Genomic DNA, 22,194 nt, shown 5'->3' on the forward strand with positions numbered 1-22,194 from the left:
CACTCACTCTGTATCAAGATATGTCAAATAAGGACGTTCATCAAGATTTTCACTTAGAGTACTAGGATTTGTTTACAATTAGCAAATTGAACAATTGGTATTGTTATTTATTTAGAACGTTTATGAGGTTAAGGTGGAAAAGCAGTCAATAAGTGGTAAAAGAAAAGCCAGAAAATTAGCACTTCAGGCTCTTTATCAATGGTTAATGGCAGGAACAGAAGTGTGTGAAATAGAAGCACAATTTCGTGTCATTAATAAAATGGATAAAGTAGATGTCGATTATTTTTGCCGTTTATTACATGGCGTCCCTGAGCATGTTGCGTCACTAGAGACAAGTATTACACCATTTCTCGATCGAGAAATCTCTGCGCTTAATCCAATTGAGCTTACAGTCTTACGTTTGGGTTCTTTTGAATTACTCTATTGTCCTGAAATCCCCTATAAAGTTGTACTTGACGAGGCTATTTCATTGACCAAAGAGTTTGGTTCTCAAGATGGATATCGTTATGTCAATGGCGTACTAAACAACCTGGCGCGTCAAGTTCGCTCAATTGAAATCAGTCATAGCAATGGATGAGTTTTCACTCATTACTCAATTTTTTAAACCACTTGATTTAAAAAGGGATGAAGTATTATTAGGTATTGGTGATGATGCGGCTTGTTTACACGTCTCTGATGGAGTGAATATACTGGTCAGTACTGATACTTTAGTATCAGGGGTACATTTTTTACCTGAATGGAGTGCTTATGATATTGCATGTCGATCCATTATGGTTAATGTAAGTGATATGGCCGCTATGGCTGCAAAACCATGTTGGATTACCCTTGCCTTGACTTTGCCTGAATTAAATTCACAGTGGCTGGCTTCCTTTGCACACGGATTAAAGGACTCTCTAAATCAGTTAAATATGTCTTTAATTGGTGGGGATACAACTCGAGGTCCTTTATCGATTACAATTACTGTTTTGGGTATAACACCCGAAGGACAAGCGATATCACGAAGTGGGGCGAAACCTGGAGACATTATTTTGGTTTCTGGAGAGTTGGGTGCTGCAGCACTAGCTATTAAATTACTTGATTCGGAAATACCCCAAGAAGAGAAAAAGGAGTTAATGCAGAAATTATTGCACCCTAATCCTCGTATTGATTTAATTAGTTTTTTACGAGTGTATGCGACTGCAGCTATAGACATTTCTGACGGACTTGGAGCTGACTTAAATCATATTTGTGTTGCCAGTGGTGTAGGGGCTTGCCTAAATGCAGATGCAATTCCAACACATTTGTTACTTAAAAAATATTTGCCCGGTAAAGCAGTTGACTTAGCCTTAACAGGCGGCGATGATTACGAATTATGTTTTACGGTACCAGAAAATAAATTATCTTCATTAATGAATGAATTTAAGAGAGCGAACTTGGTTTGCTATCCTATAGGTGTGATAGAGACTGCTCCTGGGATAAGGATAAAAAATGCTGATAATCAGTGTATTGCGTTAAAACCAGTAGGCTATACACATTTTTAAATTTTTTTCGTTAGGTAGATAATTTTTAATCATCTACATGGACGATAAGTGACGTTGAGAAAAATAATGAAACAAACTAATTTAGCTAGATGTGTATTTCAAAACCCTGTTTATTTTATCGCTTTTGGATTTGGTACTGGATTAATGCCTACAGCTCCTGGTACTTGGGGGACATTAGCTGCTGTACCTCTTTATTTGTTAGTTATAGGAACTCCCTGGACGGTTTATCTTTTTTTTACATTGGTCGCATTTATTATAGGTATTTGGGTTTGTGAAAAAGTATCTCAAGAGTTAGGTGTACACGATTATAAAGGGATTGTTTGGGATGAGGTCGTGGGTTATTTACTGACTATGTTTATGGCTCCCAAAGGATTATCCTGGATGATCTTCGGTTTTATTTTGTTTCGAATTTTCGATATATGGAAGCCATATCCTATACAATATGTGGATCAAAAAGTACATGGTGGGTTAGGAATTATGCTTGATGATGTACTCGCAGCGATTCCTGCTTGGATAATTATGCAAATTTTCGCATGGGGTTTTGCTTGATGAATGAGAATCACAAAGAGCTCATTAGTATGGGCCTAACTGTAGGAATTATAGCTCTTAGCTTGTTTATTATTCATCGCTTTATCCCATCTATGATATGGGCCTCTATAATTGTTATTGCTACTTATCCTTTATACGAAAGATGGCGTCGATTTTTTGGGAGCAAGGACGATTTATCGGCTTTACTTTTCACCACCTTAATTGGATTATTGCTTCTACTTCCTCTAAGTTGGTTAGTAGGGCTTCTCATAAAGGAGTTACAAATATTCATCAATTTTTTACAAAGCTTAAATGAAAAAGGAGGCATGGCGCCTGAATTCTTGAAAAATTTTCCTTGGATAGGAAGTGACCTGGTTGTTTACTGGGATAATAATATCGGCAAACCAGGGATGATTAAAGGATTGTTATCCAATATTCATTTATCTTTAACTCCAACCAGTTACTATGTAAAACAAATTGGTTCTAATTTGGCTCATCGAAGTGTTCAAGTAGGTTTTACTTTATTAAGTTTATTTTTCTTCTATCGTGATGGCGATCGATTAATTACACAAATTTATCTTGTAGGTGAAAACTGTTTGGGCAAAAGATGGTTCCGCTATGCAGATAGGCTCCCTAAAGCTTTGCGAGCGACAGTGAATGGCACGATAGTTGTAGGGCTTGGAGTGGGTTTTTTAATGGGAGTTTGTTATGGTTTAGTTGGTTTTCCCGCACCTACCTTGGTAGGGTTTATTACTGCACTTGCAGCAATGATTCCCTTTGTTGTCCCTATCGTTTTTATTACAGTCGCTATGATTTTATTTGCATTTGGCAGTATGTTTGGTGCAATCGCTGTTCTTGTTTGGGGCACCTTGGTTATGTTTGTAGCTGATCATTTTATTAAACCTGCATTAATAGGTGGCGCAATCGAATTACCCTTTTTAGCTGTTTTATTTGGTATATTAGGGGGGGTTGAAACCTTGGGTTTACTGGGGTTGTTTGTAGGACCATTAGTTATGGTTTTATTTGTAACTTTATGGCAAGAGCCACAAATTCGCACGGATTGTAATCAATTGAATGAGCAGCATATGAAGGCGTTATAAAGCGCTATACGTTCATCAAAGCTTTATCATCCCTCATAACTTCTACAGTTGCTGACTTAAGCTATGTCTTTTTAGCGAAAGCGGGGGTTTAAAAGTTTTCAACATGATTGAAATTTTATCTTGGCGCATGGGATTCAATAGACCCCCTGCTGTTGCAGAGGGTGTTGCTCTCTCGAAATTTAATCAGTGAAGTTAGATGCCTACTCTAAAAGAGAAGGATTATTAATTTATCTCTAAAGCAGGATAAAAATTTGCAAAGATAACTACTTATAATCGCATTGAGCAAAACGATAAACGATACCCACATCACCCATTTGAGATTGGAATGTCCTTCCAAATGTATCTGAAGAGCTTGTTGCTAAATAACGGTATGAAGCATTTAATGCCCAATTTTCAGCAAAGTTATAAGTCAATCCAGCAGTGCCTTGATAGGCAAAAACACCATTATTTTGATTGAAAAAGATAGCACCAAAGGGTCCAGTACTGTCTAAGGAATTTTGGATATAGGCATAGCCAATACCTACGCCAAGAAAGGGAGAAATCGTAGGTAGAATAACATCTGCGAAATCATAATAAATATTTGCCATCCCAATATTTGCATGAGTGTTTCCAGAAACACCAACTTGAGGAATATAAAAAACATCAAATTTTTTGGTGTCCGCTTGGAGATAGGTGTATTCAATTTCATAGCGGAGGGGGTTACTTTGATACCCTAAACGACCACCCACGTTATAACCATTTCGATAAGCTGTGTCCGAAAAGAAAAATCCAGAATCAAACTTAGAAGTATATCCAGGTATATATGCATAACCACCAAAGACGCTGGAATACCACCCATTCACTGGAGTTGCAGCTGAAACAAGACCGCTAGCTAATAATGCGGTAGAAAATAATGCTAATTTCATAACATCCCTTCGTTATTATTTTTTGTCGAATCATGTTAACGCGTTACTTTAAATTTGCAATATCAGAAGCATATATTTTTTTAAAGAGTGTTGTATTTGTAGTGGCAAGATCTAAAACCCTGTCTATACTAAAATTTGTCTTTTTTAAATTTTAATAAATTTTTAGTAGATAAAAAGATGCATAATATTTTGCTCCAACCTTGATGATGGCTTCATCTTTGAAAGATAAAAATCTAGACAAAAAGCTCGTGGAAGAGGGCAATTGAGAGAAAAAGATAATTGTTAAATCTTAAAAATGCATAATGAAGAAAAATTGACGGCTCTAGATTTATGCGAACAATTTAGCATAATAGTTTTCTACTTGTATAAAATAAACATTAATGTAATGATGATTTTGCATCATGAAAAGGAGTTTCAAAAAATGCCAAAAAAAAAACCATTAGAGATATCTAAAGAATTTGTTGATCAAGTGTTGGCTATAATTGCAAACGAATCAGAAGAAGGACGTAAAAAAATTGTTGCTATCGCAAAAAGAGCAGAAGAAAAATATGAACGTCCTATAAAATCCTGGTTAACAGGGTGGTTTTATCAATATACCCGCACTCGCGGTGAAAAAGTAGATCAATCAATCAATGTAATGCAGAACTTTCCAGATGCTTTTACCCGGCTACAAGAATTTAAATTGATAATCAGCGATGGAGAGTGGAACATAGGTTCATACAATTACCTGCTCTTTTTAGAGTTAATTGATGCTGTTCCTGATTATGCTTCAATAGACGAGTCCTTTGTTCATACATTCATTCTCGAACTTAAAGATTTAGTTATTAAACAAATTGATAGCTTTATGTTTCAATATAAATCTACGTTAGAAACAATCAAGGCTCGAGAGATTGAGCGAGAAACAATGCGTCAAAATGAGCGGCAATCAATAGAAAATATATTAATTTGCAATGAATTAACTATTGCAAAAGAAACTTTACTTAAACAGCCTGAAAAAACTGTTTTTTCTTTAAGTTTTAATAATAATTTATGGCATTTATCTTGGGTTGATGAACATGGTGAGATTTATCCCCTTTCCCCAAGCAATGAGTTAACTCTAAAACTTGGGACATTGGATAATCCTGATATTGAAAAGCTCAGCGCGGTTGCTTTAAAACAAATCAAAAAAGAATGCATTAAGGCGCGAGATAAATATCTTTCTAAAATTCAAGTGATTGTTAATCCAGAAGATAAAAGCTCACACGCCCCTTTGACCAATGAAAACCTTATAACTAATGGAATTAGCTCGACTTTTGTTTTGCGTCATACAGAAAAGGAAACTAATCTTTACTGGATTAATAGTATAGGGGTTCCAAATGAAATTGCTTTGACTGATTATCCTAAATTGGATTCTTGGCTGGCCGATCATAAGACGCCCTTGAATGAAACTGATGCGCTACAATTAAAAGCTAATTTGCTTCATATCAAAACGACACAACAATTTTCTACCTCTAAACTAAAAAGTATGAATGAAATGTTGGAGAAGGTGCTAAAGAAGCAAGACCCGAAAAAAGAGAATACAGAGGACAAGCATATTGGCAGGCTAGATTTAGACTTATTTGATAAAGTAAGGCATCATCTGGAGGACAGGGTAAAAAAAATATCTGAAAAGGCACCTTCTGTTTCTGGGGCTATTGATGATGCATCACTTGCTATTCAGAATCTTCCTAAAAAGTTGCAACCAGAACGATACGCAGTGCTTTCCCAGTTACCAACTTTTTGGCAAAAACAACGCGAAATGGTGGGGGATGTTGAAGAGCTAACTCAATCTCATGATCACACATTGAAATAAAATCAGAATAAAATCCTCTAAAACTGGAATAAATTTGCGTGCAATAGCACGCTCATTAATGAGAATTGTATGGACTACTAGTGTTGTTTATTGATTTTTAAAGCCATTGGTTATTGGATAACGCCAGTCTTTGCCAAATGCTCTTGGGCTTATTTTAATTCCAGGTGGCGATTGACGGCGTTTGTATTCATTATGTTTAATCAGTTGAATTACTTTTGCTACTGTTTCAGGCGCAAATCCTTGTTGAATTATTTCCTCTGGACTTAAATTTTGCTCCATATATCCAACAATGATTGCATCAAGTTCTGCGTATTCAGGCAAGCTGTCTTGATCGGTTTGATCAGGCCTTAGTTCCGCAGAAGGCGCTCGGGTTAAAACACGCTCGGGGATGACAGTAGAAATAGAATTGCGATAGCGTGCCAAGGCATAAACTTGGGTTTTAAGCACATCTTTTAGCACAGCAAATCCGCCTGCCATATCTCCATATAAAGTTGCATAGCCGACAGCAGATTCACTTTTATTAGAAGTACTAAGCACCATTTTACCCGTTTTATTCGAAAGTGCCATGATCAATAAACCGCGAATTCTTGCCTGTATATTTTCTTCTGTAGTATCAGGGGTCAATCCTCTAAATAGTGGCTCTAAGGTAGCTATTAAAGCTTCAAATGCTGACTCAATCGAAAGTATGGAGTGAGATACTTGTAAGTGTTTAATTTGTATTAGAGCATCTTCATTACTCATTTGTGCAGTATACCTCGAAGGCATAAGCACGGCATGAGCCCGATCTGCGCCCAGGGCATCTACGGCAATAGCTAATGTTAATGCAGAGTCAATTCCCCCCGAAAGTCCAACTAAAACACCCGGGAATTGATTTTTATTAACATAGTCGCGAGTACCACAAACTAATGCTTCATAGAGCAACGCTTCGTTTTCAAGCAAAGGTGATACAAGTCCTTTGATTTGATTTCCTTGTATTTCAACAGTAGATAAATTTTCTTGAAATGCTGTTCCGCGGGCACTAATTCTTCCTTGAGAATCAATAGCTATTGATTGTCCATCGAAAAGAAGTTCGTCCTGGCCACCCACTTGATTCACATATATAATTGATATGCCTCGTTTTGCATACGATCTTAATAGCGCTTCCCTTTTTGGATATTTAGAGTAATCAAATGGTGATGCGTTTAAAACAAGTAAAACCGAAATGCCATGTTCAATTAAATCTTCTGCTGGGCCTGGTTGCCATAAATCTTCACAGATGATCACTCCTACTTTGTAATGATTGATTTCCAGGATGCAAGGATTCTTTTTACCTGGATTAAAATAACGCACTTCATCAAAGATTGCATAGTTTGGTAAAATTTGTTTGTGGTACTCAGCAGCTTTCTGTCCTTGATAAAAAATGCTCACACTGTTATATCGGTGTTGTTTCTCTTGAGATGGATGTCCTATCAGTACATGGCAATCTTCGGTTATAGTTTGAATTAGATGTAAGTTCTCATTAACTTTTTGTTGAAATTCTTTGCGAAAGAGTAAATCTTCAGGAGGGTAACCTGTTAATGCGAGTTCAGGAAAGATGATGATATCATGATTTAGTTGTTGGCTTTTGATAATCTCAATAATTTTATCTCTATTGGATGTTAATGCCCCTACAGTAGGATTAATTTGTGCCATTAAAACTGTAAGCTTATTTTGCATGATATATACTCTAATGGAATCAAAGTGCGATAAATTAATACAAAGTATTATTAATTAAAAGATTAAATTATTATTTAATTTAAAAAATGGCTAAAATAAATGTCTTTTTATGACCTTAAACGCACATAATACTGTATAAATGCTACTCATTTTACGTAATAATATCCTAAATAAAAGCAATTCATTATAAAAAGCACTTATTTTTATAAGAAATACACATTAAAATAGATCCTTGGGCTGATAATAAATACATTTTATGTTAAATGAAGCACTTTCAACAATGCCAGATGTTTTTGAGGCCAAAATATTATTGCGTGGGCAGGAATATTTTGAAAAGGGGCATGTGCTGAATATCCGGTTCAGTGATGGTTTACTTAAGGGACGAGTTAAGGGCAGCGCAAGCCAGATTTATGATGTACACATGGATTTAAAAGCTTGGCCCAAGAAATCAGCTCATTGTACTTGTGCATATCAATCTAATTGCAAACATGCCGCAGCCTGTCTATTAGCATTACGAGATAGAGAAAAAAACAACTCTAAGTCTTTGCCTGCAAATAAGCTAGATAAAAAATTAGACATCTGGTTAAAAAATTTACGCGCTCAAGAAGCTGCAACCATTAAAACACAAGAAGCTACACATCATTTAGTTTATCTTATTGATCTAAAATTCGAGGGTCATGAGCATCGAGTTGTCATTAAATTAGCCTTGGCTAAATTATTAAAACGTGGCGGCTATGGAAAAATGATCACGTTTAATAGTCTATCTGATTCCAAAAAGCAGCATTTTATTGGTGACGATAATGATCTTGTGGCTCTACTGCTGTTTAAATGTGGTGTTTCAGGTTGGTTTGACTCTTTAAACATCCGTAATAGTGAACTACTTGAACGAATTATATCTACGGGAAGAGCTTTTTTTATACAAAATCCAAATAAAGCAATTCAATTAGGCGAATCCATCAGAGGCACTTGCCAATGGGTGTTATCTCACAATGGAAGTCAAAATTTAGTATTAATGCATGAAGATAACGCATTTAAGCCATTATTACTGGATAACAGTTGGTATTTTAATTATTCGGAAGCCAAAATTGGGTGCTTGCTTACCTCATATCCCATAAAACAATTGAGTTATTTATTGGAGGCTCCCTCAATTCCGCTTGATCAGGCTGAATTGTTAGCAAATAAAATGGCTCATACCTGCCCCGAATTTCCTGTACCGCAAGTTTTTAAACAACGGGAGGTACGTGAGGTTCTTCCTGTCCCCGTGCTGGTTCTTGATACTATCAGTGAATTTGATGAAGAATCCTCTTGGCTCTATGATACTGATGAAGAATTACATGCTTTATTTACCGTACATGTTGTTTTTGATTATGCGGGTTTAATAATTACCGCTTCAGATCAATGTGACACAGTTGTTCGCCAGCAGGAAGGTGTTTTAATTCAATATGTGCGAGATAAAGATTTTGAAAAATTAAAATGGGATGAGGTCCAGTCTTTATTAGACCTTAGGGTGCCTAGAACCTGGGAATATGAGCAATGGGGCAAAGCAAAGAAAGTAGATTTTATTATTCAGAATATTAATGTCTTGGCAGATTTAGAGTTTCTTCGTAGTCAATCAATTCCTGATCTGAAGGAAAAAGGTTGGCGAGTAGAGTGTGTTGGTACTTTGTATCAGGAAGTTGTTAATGCTGATGAAGTAGAATGGTATTCTGATCTTCAAGAAAGTACTACTGATTTCTTTTCATATCAATTGGGAATTTTAGTTGAAGGCAAACAAGTGAGCATTGTGCCTTTAATTGCTGATTTAATTCAACGTTATAGTGCCAATAGTCTGGATAATCTTTCTGATGACCAGTTGGTAAAGCTTCCTTTGCAAGATGGTCGTGCGCTGCAGTTGGAAATGGGACGAATTAAGCCATTGATTCGATTATTATTGCAATTTGGTTTGCGTCATTTTGATGCACATCAAAGTGTTTCTCTGAGTAAATATCAATTAATTTTGATGCGTGAGGCCGAATTGGCTATTGCAGCACTTAAAACACGTTGGCAAGGAGCAGAGACACTAAGGGAACAAATAAGACAACTAACCCTATTAACCAATATCCCTGAGATACAAGCTCCTTTGGGATTACAGGTACGATTAAGAGATTATCAACGTTATGGATTTAGTTGGTTGCAGTTTTTACGCATCAGTCATTTTAACGGTATTCTCGCAGATGATATGGGTTTAGGTAAAACGGTACAGACTTTAGCTCATTTGCTCTATGAAAAAGAGCAAGGACGCACTCAATCAGCTACATTAATTGTTGCTCCAACAAGCCTTGTTGGTAACTGGTTAGTCGAAGCAAAACGGTTTACTCCCCAATTAAATGTTTTAATCCATCATGGAGCCGAACGGCATCAGGATAATTTTGATGACTATGATTTAGTAATTTCGACATATGGACTCATTCAACGGGACAAAGAAAAATTTGTAAGTTATCCTTTTTATTATCTGATATTGGATGAAGCCCAATTTATTAAGAATGCGCGTACCAAAACAACCCAAATTATCCAACAATTACATGCTACACATCGTTTATGTCTAACAGGTACACCTTTAGAAAATCATTTAGGTGAACTATGGTCATTATTCCATTTTTTAATGCCTGGTTTATTAGGAGATGCCAAGCAGTTTAGACTTTGGTTTAGAACTCCTATCGAAAAATATGCAGATAGGGAGAGACGAGAAATTCTCATAAAGCGCGTGCAACCTTTTATTCTAAGAAGAACAAAAAACCAGGTTGCTAGAGAGTTGCCTCCAAAAACGGAAATGACTCATACCATAGAGCTTATTGGCGCACAGCGAGATCTTTATGAAGCAATACGTATGAGTATGGAAAAGAAGGTACGTGATGCGATTGCGAAACAAGGGCTTGGTAAAAGCCATATTCTTTTACTCGATGCGTTACTCAAACTTAGACAAGTTTGTTGTGATCCTAGATTATTGTCTTTGCCAGAAGCAGCTATAGCCCATGGTACCTCTGCAAAACTCGAGGCATTAATGGATTTGTTGAATAATTTAATTGGTGAAGGTCGTCGCGTTTTAGTATTCTCACAATTTACTTCCATGTTGCAATTAATTGAGGAAGAATTACGCGCACGTCACTATGATTATTTGAAGTTAACCGGCCAAACGCAACACCGACAGGCAATGGTAGATAAATTTCAAGAAGGAAATACACCTGTATTTTTGATTAGTTTAAAAGCAGGTGGTACGGGATTGAATTTAACGCGTGCAGATACAGTGATTCAGTATGATCCGTGGTGGAATCCTGCTGTTGAAGCCCAGGCTACAGATAGAGCTCACCGCATAGGGCAGGAAAATCCAGTATTTGTTTATAAATTAATTACCGCGGGTACTGTAGAAGAAGCTATTTTAACGATGCAGGAGAAAAAGAGGCTTTTGGGAGAAAGCGTACTGTCCCCTGATTCTACAAAAGCGACTGCTTTAAGTGAAAATGATATTGAGCAGTTTTTTATGCCATTAAGTTAAATATATCTATTTACAATATTTTGAATGTATTACCATGAACGTAGTGTAGAGTTACAGTTAAATTTAAATAAAAACTAGCATAGTTTGTATTCATAGCATAAGCTATTAACTGATTGTAAACATGGAGAAAATTATGAACTTATGGAAGCGCGCTTGTGGTCTTGTTTTAGCTACGTTTTATTTTCCCGCTGTACTGGCTGCATCCCAAGCCCCAGTCGGTAACTGGGTCACTGTAGATGATAAAACTGGCGCCAAAAGAGCGATTGTTACTATTACTGAATCTGGTGGAGTATTAAGTGGTGTAATTGATAAAATTTATCCTCAACCAGGCGATACTGGAATTTGTGAAAAATGTCCTGGTGCTTTTAAAGGGAAAAAAATAGTTGGGCTTCGGTTTATGTGGGGATTAAAGAAAGAAGGTGATAATGAGTGGAGTGGTGGCTCCATTTTGGATCCCAAAACAGGTAAAGTTTACCGAGCCAAACTCACTGCTCAAGGAAATGAACTTTTGGTTAGAGGGTATGTTGGAATTTCTTTGTTAGGGCGTACACAGGTCTGGCATAAAGAATAGTGTTATGTTATAACAATACTAGGTTTTCAAGGATAATTGCTCCCGAATAACAACTATTCGGGATGACATCTTTTTAAAAGAACATTACAATACATTTTGTTCTAATTTTCATTGTATCATTGCTATGTATGAGCTGCAAAACTCCAAAAAAACGGTTGATCCCTTAAAGCGCCCGCCTCATTCAGTGGAAGCAGAGCAATCCATTATAGGTGGATTGATGTTGGATAATCAGGTTTGGGATAAAATTTGCCATAAGCTTTGTGAAACCGATTTTTATCGTACGGAACATCGAATTTTATTTCGAGCTATTTCTGCATTAGCAAAAAAAGATCAACCTTTTGATGTAGTTACTTTACTTGATGCCTTAACATCACACAATGAATTGGATGACGCTGGTGGTGAAGCCTATTTATTTGAACTTGCGAATAATACACCAAGTGTTGCTAACATATCGGCTTATGCTGAGATTGTTCGTGAAAAATCAGTACAAAGGCAGCTTATTGCGGTAGCAACAGAAATCGCTGATTCGGCATATAATCCTGCAGGCAGAGAGGTTCCTGAGTTGCTTGATTTAGCCGAAACTAAAGTATTTGCAATAGGTGAACAAACAGGAGGGGATGGGGGGCCTGAAAACATAAAATCCATTTTAGTCCGTGCAGTAGAAAAAATCGATGCACTTTACCACAATGGGGATGCAATTACTGGCTTGGCCACAGGACTATCTGATTTAGATGAAATGACCTCTGGATTACAACCATCTGACTTAGTCATTGTTGCGGGTCGACCTTCCATGGGTAAAACTACTTTAGTGATGAATATGGCAGAACATGCCGCAATTAAGTCGGGTAAACCTGTACTTGTTTTTTCTATGGAAATGCCTTCGGATTCTTTGGTCATGAGGATGATGTCTTCATTAGGCCGTATCGATCAGCATAAGATAAGGACTGGAAAACTGGATGATGATGATTGGCCTCGAGTCACTTCAGCCGTGCATATGCTTTCGGAAGCACCTTTGTTTATTGATGATACTCCAGCCTTAAGTCCTGGAGAAATGCGGGCGCGTGCCAGACGTCTAGCCAAAGAGCATGGTTCAGTGGGGCTTATTGTAGTGGATTATTTACAATTAATGAAAGTGCCCGGATTTAATGCAGAAAATAGAACTGCAGAGATCTCCGAAATTTCTCGCAGTCTTAAGTCATTGGCTAAAGAATTACAGGTTCCTGTAATTGCTTTATCTCAGTTAAACAGAAGCTTGGAACAACGCGCGGATAAACGACCCGTTATGTCTGACTTGCGAGAGTCGGGAGCAATCGAGCAGGACGCTGATTTAATCTGTTTTATTTATAGAGATGAAGTCTATTATGAAGACAGCCCTGATAAGGGTACTGCAGAAATAATTGTTGCCAAACAAAGAAATGGCCCTATTGGTAAGGTGCGTGTAGCCTTTATAGGTAAATACACGCGATTTGAAGATTTAGCTTACAATGGTTATCAAGGGGTAGATTGAGGTGTCAAGACCTACTAGATTGGTAATAGAGCCAAGTGCTTTACTCCATAATTTAGAACAAATCAAAAGATTCGCCCCGGGCAAGAAAATAATTGCGATGGTCAAGGCAAATGCCTATGGTTGTGGTGTGCATATTGTGGCTCCGGTATTAGAAGGGCACGTTGATGCTTTTGGAGTTGCCTGCATTGAGGAGGCGTTAATTCTCCATAAGATTGGTAGTCGTACTCCTTGTATTCTGTTTCAAGGTGTATTTAGTCCTGATGAATTTAAAATTGTTGCTCAACATCAATTTGGATGTGTCATACATCAACCCCATCAATTGCAATGGCTTTTAAATACCCCCTTAAACACACCCATTAAATTATGGGTCAAAGTTAATACAGGCATGCATCGTTTAGGGTTTAAACCCCAAGAATTACATGAAGTAATGAGTGCATTACAAACTTGTACTTGGGTAGATAAAGATATTGGTTTAATGACTCATTTAGCTTGTGCGGATGAGCCTGAGCGTATAGAAAATTATCAGCAAATTTCTTTATTTGAAAATATTTCTATTACCGGTTTTAGCCAACGAAGTATTGCTAATTCAGCAGCTATTATTTCTTTCCCCCAAACTCATGCGGATGTTGTGAGGCCTGGCATTATGCTTTATGGTGTGTCTCCTTTTGCCAATCAGACTTCGATAGAACTTGGTTTACTACCAGTAATGCGCTTTGTATCGGCAATCAGTGCGGTGCATCATAATCCACCTTTTGCTCCAGTAGGATATAGTGGTATTTGGAAAAGTGAAAAACATTCTGTTATAGGCATCGTTGCTGCGGGTTATGGAGATGGTTATCCACGGCATATTGCGGAAAATACACCGGTATGGGTTCAAGGCAAGGAAGTGCCTATCGTAGGGCGGGTATCAATGGATATGCTGGCAGTGGATTTAACAGAGCATCAAGAGGTTAAACCTGGGGCACCAGTTGAGCTCTGGGGAAAAAATATTTTAGTTGAACGAGTTGCAAAAGCCGCTGGCACTTCGGGCTATGAATTGTTGTGCCAAATTTCTGAGCGGGTGCGCCATGGCAGATTGTAGCATGGTCAATTGATGTGTGTTCCTTATTTGGGTTTCCCATGATTATGAGATCTTATAATAGAGATGATCTTTACAACTATGGATAATAACTGAACGTGGTGTTAGAATGACAACCGATTTTGTAACCTTATTAAATGGTGATATGTTATGAAAAAGCTAGCTGTTGCATCATTGTCTTTATTTTTGGTAGGGTGCGGACCCGTAACTCATGAAGACGTAGGTACTATTTCAGGTGGCGTTATCGGTGGATTAATTGGAAGCCAATTTGGTGGTGGATCAGCGGCTAGAATGGCTGCAGCAGCAGGTGGTGCTATTGTTGGTGCTTACTTGGGGGGCCAAATTGGTAAAACCATGGATAAAGTAGATCGAATGGAAATGCAACGCGCATTAGAAACTGCCCCTACAGGAAAAGCAGTAAATTGGTCGAATCCAGATACAGGATACAGATATTCAGTACAACCAACACGTACCTACTATCGTGAGCGCTTGCCTTGCCGAGAGTATATTACTAAAGCAGTTATTGATGGAAAAACAGAAACATTACGTGGTAGTGCATGCCGTCAGCCAGATGGCACATGGCATGTTGTGAATTAATTAAGCTTAAGAGTACAGTTGAAATATTTTGTAGCCTGAAATGTTTCGGGCTACAAAAGTATTATTTGGTTGTTTCATCTTTATTTTTATTACAGCAAATACATTTGCAACAATTAAACAAATTATAAAGCCATGCAATAAGAAAACCGGTTACAAATGCATCAATAAAACCTACAATTCCTCCCAGGATACCCCCTGTGATTGAAGGCGCATAACCCGGATATAATGTCCCGACAGCCGAGACAAAAGCATTTCCATATGTATAATAATAGGCGAGTAATCCTAAAATGAATATGGATACGCCCCATAGAACTCCAAATGCGAGCCCCAAAGCTATGGGATTTATTTGGCAACCTTTCATATTTGTCTCTCCCTGTACTTAATCTCATTGATGGTTTTTTGAAAACGTTTACTACGCTTCATGCACTTAATTGCTTTATTTGGCGTTTTTTTCTTGAAAATTATATTTCATAAACATTACATACGGATGTATCCCTATTTGTCAGAATCATTTTCGTTTAACCCAAGCTTAAATCCACCCTTTCATCAAAAGGCAAGTAGATACTATTGGCGCTAAATGATGATTATCCTGTCAAAGTGGGATTAAAATGTTTCAATTAGAGCAGTTGCTCCAGTGTTTGTCTTGTACTCCTTCATCTATCAGAAAGTATAGGCTAAAGAATTACTTAATGAATATTTTTTCACAAATTAAAAAATATAACGTTTCCAATTCATCTAATTGGTTTAAGGAAATACATTCATTAACTTGATGGATTGTTGCATTTACAGGCCCAAGCTCAATAACCTCAACACCATAGGGGGCTATAAAACGACCATCTGACGTACCTCCACTTGTAGATAATTCGGGTGCGTTTCCTGTGAGCTCGATGATTGCCTCCTTGCAACTTTCGAGCAAGCAACCATGGGCTGTTAGAAATGGTTCACCGCTCAGACGCCATTCGATGACTGGATTAAGGTTAAATTCTTGGAAGGCAGAAACTACTTTTTCTTTTAATGCATGATGGGTCTGTTCTGTTGAATATCTAAAATTAAGATGTAATACCAGTTCACCCGGGATGATATTTGCAGCATGGCCGCCAGAATGCATGTGGGTAATTTGCATCGAAGTCGGTGGAAAATGGGTATTGCCTTGATCCCAGACTGTAGTAGTAAGTCTGGTTAATACAGGACTCATTTTATGTATGGGGTTATCTGCCAAATGAGGGTAGGCGACATGACCTTGTTTTCCCTGAATATTGATTTTTGCATTCAGTGACCCTCGCCTGCCAATTTTAATGACATCGCCTACGGTGTGAGTACTTGAAGGTTCACCTACAATACAGTAATCAATATGAATACCTTGAGTTGCTAAAAGCTGCATCACGTAAGGTGTACCCATATCATAATCCTCACCTTCTTCTGCACTTGTTATCAGAAAGCCTAATCTTCCGTGAAATTGGGGATACGCTTTAATAAAACGTTGCGCCATCAAGAGCATACACGCGAGACTGCCCTTCATATCAGCTACCCCGCGTCCATAGAGGAATCCTTCTCGATTCTCGAGCACAAAAGGATCAGTCGACCATTTTGAGAGTTCACCAATTGGAACTACATCTGTATGGCCTGCAAAGACTAAAAGAGGCCCCGTTTCGCCATAGGATGCAAAAAAATTAGATACAGGGCCTTGATTCATTCGTTGGCAAGTAAACCCTGCTTGTTCTAAAAATTGAATCATAAACTCCTGACATCCAGCATCTTCTGGGGTAATCGAGGGAAAACTAATAAGCGTGTCTAAAATTTTTTGTAACGCTTCGAGACGATGAGAAGAAACGATGCCTGAGTATTGGATCATATTAATTTGCTCTCAGTAATTCATTGATGCTCACTTTCGCTCTAGTTTTTTCATCTACCTGCTTTACGATGACAGCACAATATAAACTATAACTTTTATCTTCACTTGGTAAACTTCCGGCAACTACTACTGATCCTTCTGGTATTCGTCCATAAGTGATTTCACCGGTGAGTCGGTTATATATTTTAGTGCTTTGTCCTAAGTATACCCCCATAGATAAAACTGAATTGCGTTCCACGATAACTCCTTCAACTACTTCTGAGCGTGCTCCGATAAAACAATTATCTTCAATTATTGTAGGATTAGCTTGCAAAGGCTCAAGAACACCTCCAATGCCTACCCCTCCTGAAAGATGGACATTTTTACCGATTTGAGCACATGAACCCACAGTAGCCCAGGTATCTACCATGACTCCTTCGTCAATATAAGCCCCTATATTCACATAAGAAGGCATCAATACACAGTTTTTTGCAATATAGGCACCTTTGCGGACTATGGCATGCGGAACCACCCTTACTCCGGTTTGTTTGAATTGTTCTTCAGAATAATTAGTGTATTTGAGCGGTACTTTATCGTAAAACTGGCAAAAACCCGAGTCAATGATTTGATTTGGATTGAGTTTAAACGAAAGGAGAACCGCTTTTTTTATCCACTGATGAACAAACCAGTCGTTATTTATTTTTTCTGCAACACGAAGTTGGCCACTGTCGAGACAAGACAGTACTTCATTAATTGCTGCGATGAGTTCAGGCGTTGCTGTATCAATAGATAAAGTTTGGCGTTGCTCAAATGCCTGTTCAATTAGAGTTTGTAACGTGTGCATTTCATTTTCCTGTGTTTAGTATTATTTGAAGTTGGCTTTACGGCCATTACTTAAAAAATTCGTCATTTTCGCGAAAACGAGAATCCATTATGGATTCCGTTTCCATAAGAACGATATCAAGCTCTCTAAACCCATTTCAGTTATGTGTATATGCTTTAATTTTCAAATGCATATTTCAAATCAGCTTTTAAATCATCTATATGCTCTATGCCTACTGAAAGGCGGATAAAGCCATCTTCAATACCTAATGCTTTTCGTTGCTCTGGAGGGATTGAAGCATGGGTCATAATCGCAGGATGTTCAATCAAGCTTTCTACACCTCCAAGGCTTTCAGCGAGGGTAAATAATTCACAGCGTGATAAAAATCGTTTAGCGGCATTAAGACCGCCGTCAATGACCATAGAAATCATACCCCCAAAGCCATGCATTTGTTCTTTCGCCAGGTTATGTTGGGGGTGGCTTTCAAGCCCTGGATAGATGACTTTAATAACCTTCGCCTGGTTTTCCAGCCAATTTGCCAGCTGATGCGCATTTTCGCAATGTTTTTGCATTCGCAAGGATAAAGTTTTTAAACTTCTTAAAACAAGAAAACTATCAAATGGACCAGCAATTCCTCCACATGAGTTTTGGAGAAAAGCAAGTTTGTCTGCTAAATTTTGATTATCCCCGACAACTACAACCCCGCTGACTACATCAGAATGACCATTAAGGTACTTGGTAGCGGAATGAAGGACTATATCAAATCCCAGTTCTAGAGGGCGTTGAATCCAGGGGGTTGCAAAGGTGTTATCTGCAACAGCGATTAAATTATATCGTTTTGCGATTGATGCTATTTCTCGTAAATTAGCGAGTTTTAACATAGGATTCGATGGGGTTTCAATCCAAAGCATGCGGGTTTTTGGGGTAATCGCTGCTTCTATTTTTTGGGGGTCCGACATATCGACGAACGAAAAAGATAAGTGGGAGGTGCGTGTTTTCACTTTATCGAATAAGCGGAAAGTTCCTCCATATAAGTCATCCATAGCTACCACATGATCTCCTGCATCTAATAAGTCAATGACTGTATTAATTGCAGCCATTCCTGATCCAAATGCGAAACCACGTATACCTGACTCCAAACTGGCAATACATCCTTCATAAGCTCCTCGGGTGGGATTATGGGTCCGGGAATATTCATAGCCTAGATGTTCACCTGGTGCACTTTGTTTGTATGTGGATGTAGCATAAATAGGAGTCATCACCGCACCTGTACTTGGACAGGGTTCTTGGCCGGCATGTATCGCACGGGTATCAAAATGTTTATTTTTCATTGAGATCTATCCTTTTTAGGTAACTTGAATTTTTTTCGTGTATTGATGGGCGATCTTTTCAGACTGGTTGTTGTAGGATATTCTAGTGAGGCTTATATGTACAGAAAAGTTTACCTGTCTCATGGGTATAATGGGTGTGTTTTTTGTTGTGGTTTATTTAGACTTAGGCTTTTTTTATTAATCAGGGCGTTTGACAATGAAATTTGATTTTCTTGCGTTGTTAACAGCAAAATACGCACAATGGGTTATTATTGCTTTAATTTCTCTTTTTTCTCTATTGATCATCAGTGAATGGTCTACTTTATTATTTTCTTCAAAGGTTAAATCTCCTCCTGAAACAATAAATGAAGTGCCGGTCACAAAGGTACAGAATTCTTTTGACGCTATTCTACATACCTCCTTATTTGGGGTTTATGTTTCTAATAATTTATCAACTATTAAAAAATCAATGTTGAATGTATCATTGGTTGGAATCTTATTTGCTAATAAAATAAATGACTCCCAAGTAATTATACGCTCCGCTAACGGAGAGGAAAGAACCTATAAAATTGGTGATACAGTACCTGGAGGGGCGGTGATTAAGCGTATAATGGCCACTGGAATTTTAGTGGATCGCCGTGGTACTTTAGAGAGCTTGAGTTTACCTAAAAATGAACTAATCTTTGAACCAGCAGCAAAGCCTTTGACAGAGGATAAGGATTTATGAGACGTTTATTGGAATTGTTAACTGTTGTAATTTTTGTTTTTTCTCTTGGGGCTTGTGTTATATCCAGCACCGTTAATTTGCGAGAGGGCATCGATAGTTTTAGAGTTGAAGATTACCGCAAAGCATTTATCCGGTTAAAACCAGAGGCTGAAAAAGGCCAACCTGATGCCCAATATGCAGTAGGCTATATGTATTATTATGGTAAAGGCGTTGTAGAGGATCGTAAAAAAGCTTGGTTTTGGATCAATGCAGCAGCAAATTTAGGGCAGCCTGATGCAAAAGAAGCTATTGGAATTCTCGCCCGCGGAGGTTCTTTAAGTTAAACTGAGACAGCTTCTTGACCTTCAATAAATGGAAGGTAATTTGCTTCCGTCCCCCACATTTAAAGTTTCTCTTTTTCGTGTCACGCCAGGATGTGTTGACAATTGAGCTTATCAAACATCGACGTCCCGCGACTTGAGCGAGATGTCGGAACTTGAATTGCCAACTGCCTGTAAAATAATGCTTCATAAATTCAGAGATGTATCGTAGTGGTAAGAAAGTATTTTACGGGTGGGTTGAGCTAACCCTAAGGAGTTTAATTGCTCTTTTGCAAACCATTGGCCTTGATTTTCGGACAATTGTCTACCAAAAAAGGTAGTTTTTATACTTAGTGCGTTAATTTCTAAATGGAAATGACTAAAACGGTGTTTAAAGGCAAGTAATGGCTGGGGGTGTTCACCCGATAAATCATAGTTTACTCGAATAAAATCCAAGGGGCATTTATCGGTACTAATGTTCGGCAGACACCATAAACCGCCCCATAATCCCGGAGAAGGACGTTTTTCCAAATAGATATATCCTTGCTCATTGTGTAATACCAATAATTGCTGATATTGAATCGGTATTGATTTTTTAATTTTTTTTGTAGGAAATAAATGTTGCTCTTTATGTTTAAAGGCTAAGCAGTTTATGTGCAAGGGGCAACTAGAGCAGTGAGGGTTTTTAGTGATACAACAGGTAGCTCCCAAATCCATAATTGCTTGGGTATAATCAGCACAGTTTTCTTGAGGCATGCATAAGTCAGCCAGTTCCCATAATTTTTTTTTGACTTGAGATTGCTCTGGATAGCCTGTGATCCTAAAAAACCGGGTTAAAACTCTTTTTACATTGCCATCTAAAATAGCTGCTGGTTTGTTAAATGCTTGCGATAAGATAGCGGCTGAAGTAGAAGGGCCAATTCCTGGTAATTCATTTAATAATTTAGAATCATTTGGGAATATTCCCTGATGATGTTGCAAAATGAGTTTTGCTGTTTGATGAAGATTCCTTGCCCGGCTGTAGTATCCTAGCCCTGACCATAAAGAAAGCACATCATCTTCTTGAGCATGTGCCAGGTCACTAATATTGGGAAAGCGCTGCATAAAACGCTCAAAATAGGGGATTACTGTTTGGACTTGGGTTTGTTGCAGCATGATCTCGGAAACCCATACTCTATAAGGAGTTCTTGGATGTTGCCAGGGTAGATTTTTACGGCCATGAAGATCAAACCAAAGAAGTAATGGTTTGCTAAATTGCTCATGTAGTTTTTGTTTCTTCACTCTTAATCATACTTTGTGTTGTTGCTTGTGAGCGTACTGTAAAAAAAGTAGGGGTTGAGGTCAATCATTAAAAAGCCTATCGTTTTTTAACTTATCATGGGCAAAAAAATCCTGCTTTATAAACCGTAGAATAAATTAAAGGAGATTCGCAAAATGTCGATACATAGTCTATCGTTTTAAATAGCGTTTGTTTCATTTAAGAATATTACGAGACCAATTTGTATCAAGGATCGCTAAAGATGATTATTCAAATTTTTCACTGAAACTTACGTTAAATGAGGGCCTTTTGTTTTTAGGATGAGTAACCCAATCAAGGAGAGATATATGCGCCAGAGTCAGTATGAAATAGTTGTATTAAAACCTACGGCCGCTTTCTTATCATTTCTCACGTCAAAGTTACCCGGGATTAAATTACCTGATTTAAGATTGTTACAAATTGATAATACTGCATATGCTTTTGAAAAACATCATGCTGATAAACCTATTCTTGATCAAATAGAAGAACATTTTTCAATTATGTTTGGTCATGAAGTTTTTCGTTGGTTAGGCGACAGGGTACAAAACCAAATAAACATCAATTTTCTTGATTTTCTTTGTTGTTTTAAATTTGAATTACATCATCATATTCTTTTAATGGAGCCCGCCATTGAAAAAGGACATCAATTATTATTGATTCAACCACGTTTAGCATTGTTGAATTGGATTAATTCATCAGAAAAAAGACAAGAGGGTTTGCAAGATGTTGTTGAAAAAATACAATTAAATCAGTTAGAAAAAAATACAACAGTTTTAGTCAGGGATTTTTCGAATTTGACTGAAATAAAACCTTTTATCCAAAAGAACTTTTTTTCAATATCTGCAACTGCAATGAAGTATATATTAGATGCGCCTGAACAATGGCCAAATATTGATTCATTCCAGGTATTTAATCATTATTTTTCTATTGAAATACATACTCAATTAATACATTTACATCTATAAATTGCATGCGGCGCTTTATAGGTGGCCCCGATCATTAGAAATCATAATGAGATTTACAGTCTCGCGTTGTTTCATCAT

General features: G+C 37.6%; 20 protein-coding genes. 13 read left to right on the forward strand and 7 right to left on the reverse strand.

Features of this window, described 5'->3' with window-relative positions:
- Window positions 1-133 precede the first annotated feature (133 nt).
- From nusB to EKG34_RS04105, 4 genes are all read left to right on the forward strand, one after another.
- Complete coding sequence (gene nusB, locus EKG34_RS04090) at window positions 134-577, forward strand: transcription antitermination factor NusB (RefSeq protein WP_003632534.1); 444 nt, start codon at window positions 134-136, stop codon at window positions 575-577.
- Window positions 570-1,520, forward strand: coding sequence for a thiamine-phosphate kinase (gene thiL, locus EKG34_RS04095; RefSeq protein WP_003632533.1), 951 nt, complete (start codon window positions 570-572; stop codon window positions 1,518-1,520). The genes nusB and thiL overlap by 8 nt, the downstream gene beginning before the upstream one ends.
- A 66-nt stretch (window positions 1,521-1,586) precedes the next feature.
- Window positions 1,587-2,069 carry a phosphatidylglycerophosphatase A family protein gene (locus tag EKG34_RS04100; protein ID WP_003632531.1) on the forward strand — a complete coding sequence of 161 codons (483 nt, stop codon included), beginning with the start codon at window positions 1,587-1,589 and terminating at the stop codon, window positions 2,067-2,069.
- Window positions 2,069-3,148, forward strand: a complete 1,080-nt coding sequence (locus tag EKG34_RS04105; RefSeq protein ID WP_012978897.1) for an AI-2E family transporter — start codon at window positions 2,069-2,071, stop codon at window positions 3,146-3,148. The genes EKG34_RS04100 and EKG34_RS04105 overlap by 1 nt, the downstream gene beginning before the upstream one ends.
- 263 nt (window positions 3,149-3,411) lie before the next feature.
- On the opposite strand, the gene EKG34_RS04110 is transcribed toward EKG34_RS04105, so the two are convergent.
- Window positions 3,412-4,053: an outer membrane protein gene (locus tag EKG34_RS04110; RefSeq protein ID WP_003632528.1), complete on the reverse strand. Its 642-nt coding sequence runs from the start codon at window positions 4,051-4,053 to the stop codon at window positions 3,412-3,414.
- 421 nt (window positions 4,054-4,474) lie between these two features.
- Between EKG34_RS04110 and EKG34_RS04115 the strand changes: the two genes are divergently transcribed.
- The gene (locus EKG34_RS04115; RefSeq protein WP_080619977.1) at window positions 4,475-5,884 is read left to right on the forward strand and encodes a hypothetical protein; all 1,410 of its coding nucleotides are present in this window, start codon (window positions 4,475-4,477) and stop codon (window positions 5,882-5,884) included.
- Window positions 5,885-5,971: 87 nt separating this feature from the next.
- Here EKG34_RS04115 and EKG34_RS04120 read toward each other — a convergent pair whose 3' ends face one another.
- Complete coding sequence (locus tag EKG34_RS04120) at window positions 5,972-7,579, reverse strand: NAD+ synthase (RefSeq protein ID WP_003632526.1); 1,608 nt, start codon at window positions 7,577-7,579, stop codon at window positions 5,972-5,974.
- A gap of 256 nt (window positions 7,580-7,835) precedes the next feature.
- Here EKG34_RS04120 and EKG34_RS04125 point away from each other — a divergent pair, with 256 nt between their 5' ends.
- From EKG34_RS04125 to EKG34_RS04145, 5 genes are all read left to right on the forward strand, one after another.
- Entirely contained in the window at window positions 7,836-11,111 is a 3,276-nt protein-coding gene (locus tag EKG34_RS04125) for a DEAD/DEAH box helicase (RefSeq protein ID WP_003632525.1), read from the forward strand.
- A 133-nt stretch (window positions 11,112-11,244) separates the two neighbouring features.
- The gene (locus EKG34_RS04130) at window positions 11,245-11,682 is read left to right on the forward strand and encodes a DUF2147 domain-containing protein (RefSeq protein WP_003632524.1); all 438 of its coding nucleotides are present in this window, start codon (window positions 11,245-11,247) and stop codon (window positions 11,680-11,682) included.
- Window positions 11,683-11,806: 124 nt separating this feature from the next.
- A complete protein-coding gene (dnaB, locus tag EKG34_RS04135; RefSeq protein ID WP_080619815.1) occupies window positions 11,807-13,189 on the forward strand; it encodes a replicative DNA helicase in 1,383 nt (460 codons plus the stop codon).
- Between the two features lies 1 nt (window position 13,190).
- Window positions 13,191-14,270 carry an alanine racemase gene (alr, locus tag EKG34_RS04140; protein WP_012978899.1) on the forward strand — a complete coding sequence of 360 codons (1,080 nt, stop codon included), beginning with the start codon at window positions 13,191-13,193 and terminating at the stop codon, window positions 14,268-14,270.
- A 147-nt stretch (window positions 14,271-14,417) separates the two neighbouring features.
- Window positions 14,418-14,864 (forward strand): RT0821/Lpp0805 family surface protein, encoded by a 447-nt coding sequence (locus EKG34_RS04145; RefSeq protein WP_003632521.1) that lies wholly within the window; start codon window positions 14,418-14,420, stop codon window positions 14,862-14,864.
- A 61-nt stretch (window positions 14,865-14,925) separates the two neighbouring features.
- On the opposite strand, the gene EKG34_RS04150 is transcribed toward EKG34_RS04145, so the two are convergent.
- The 4 genes from EKG34_RS04150 to EKG34_RS04165 all read right to left on the reverse strand — a co-directional run bounded on the left by EKG34_RS04150 (window position 14,926) and on the right by EKG34_RS04165 (window position 18,849).
- A complete protein-coding gene (locus EKG34_RS04150) occupies window positions 14,926-15,225 on the reverse strand; it encodes a bacteriophage holin (protein ID WP_003632520.1) in 300 nt (99 codons plus the stop codon).
- A gap of 321 nt (window positions 15,226-15,546) precedes the next feature.
- Window positions 15,547-16,716 carry a succinyl-diaminopimelate desuccinylase gene (gene dapE / locus EKG34_RS04155; RefSeq protein ID WP_080619814.1) on the reverse strand — a complete coding sequence of 390 codons (1,170 nt, stop codon included), beginning with the start codon at window positions 16,714-16,716 and terminating at the stop codon, window positions 15,547-15,549.
- A 1-nt stretch (window position 16,717) separates the two neighbouring features.
- Complete coding sequence (dapD, locus tag EKG34_RS04160; RefSeq protein WP_003632517.1) at window positions 16,718-17,539, reverse strand: 2,3,4,5-tetrahydropyridine-2,6-dicarboxylate N-succinyltransferase; 822 nt, start codon at window positions 17,537-17,539, stop codon at window positions 16,718-16,720.
- Window positions 17,540-17,694: 155 nt separating this feature from the next.
- Window positions 17,695-18,849 (reverse strand): trans-sulfuration enzyme family protein, encoded by a 1,155-nt coding sequence (locus EKG34_RS04165; RefSeq protein WP_003632516.1) that lies wholly within the window; start codon window positions 18,847-18,849, stop codon window positions 17,695-17,697.
- A 196-nt stretch (window positions 18,850-19,045) separates the two neighbouring features.
- Between EKG34_RS04165 and EKG34_RS04170 the strand changes: the two genes are divergently transcribed.
- Complete coding sequence (locus tag EKG34_RS04170) at window positions 19,046-19,555, forward strand: type II secretion system protein N (protein ID WP_003632515.1); 510 nt, start codon at window positions 19,046-19,048, stop codon at window positions 19,553-19,555.
- A complete protein-coding gene (locus tag EKG34_RS04175; RefSeq protein ID WP_003632514.1) occupies window positions 19,552-19,878 on the forward strand; it encodes a tetratricopeptide repeat protein in 327 nt (108 codons plus the stop codon). Before EKG34_RS04170 ends, EKG34_RS04175 begins: the two co-directional genes overlap by 4 nt.
- A gap of 183 nt (window positions 19,879-20,061) precedes the next feature.
- Here EKG34_RS04175 and mutY read toward each other — a convergent pair whose 3' ends face one another.
- Window positions 20,062-21,135, reverse strand: coding sequence for an A/G-specific adenine glycosylase (gene mutY / locus EKG34_RS04180; protein ID WP_012978902.1), 1,074 nt, complete (start codon window positions 21,133-21,135; stop codon window positions 20,062-20,064).
- 324 nt (window positions 21,136-21,459) lie between these two features.
- Here mutY and EKG34_RS04185 point away from each other — a divergent pair, with 324 nt between their 5' ends.
- A complete protein-coding gene (locus tag EKG34_RS04185) occupies window positions 21,460-22,116 on the forward strand; it encodes a hypothetical protein (protein WP_003632510.1) in 657 nt (218 codons plus the stop codon).
- The last annotated feature ends 78 nt before the right edge of the window (window positions 22,117-22,194 follow it).

This window comes from Legionella longbeachae (assembly GCF_004283175.1).
Lineage (GTDB): Bacteria > Pseudomonadota > Gammaproteobacteria > Legionellales > Legionellaceae > Legionella > Legionella longbeachae.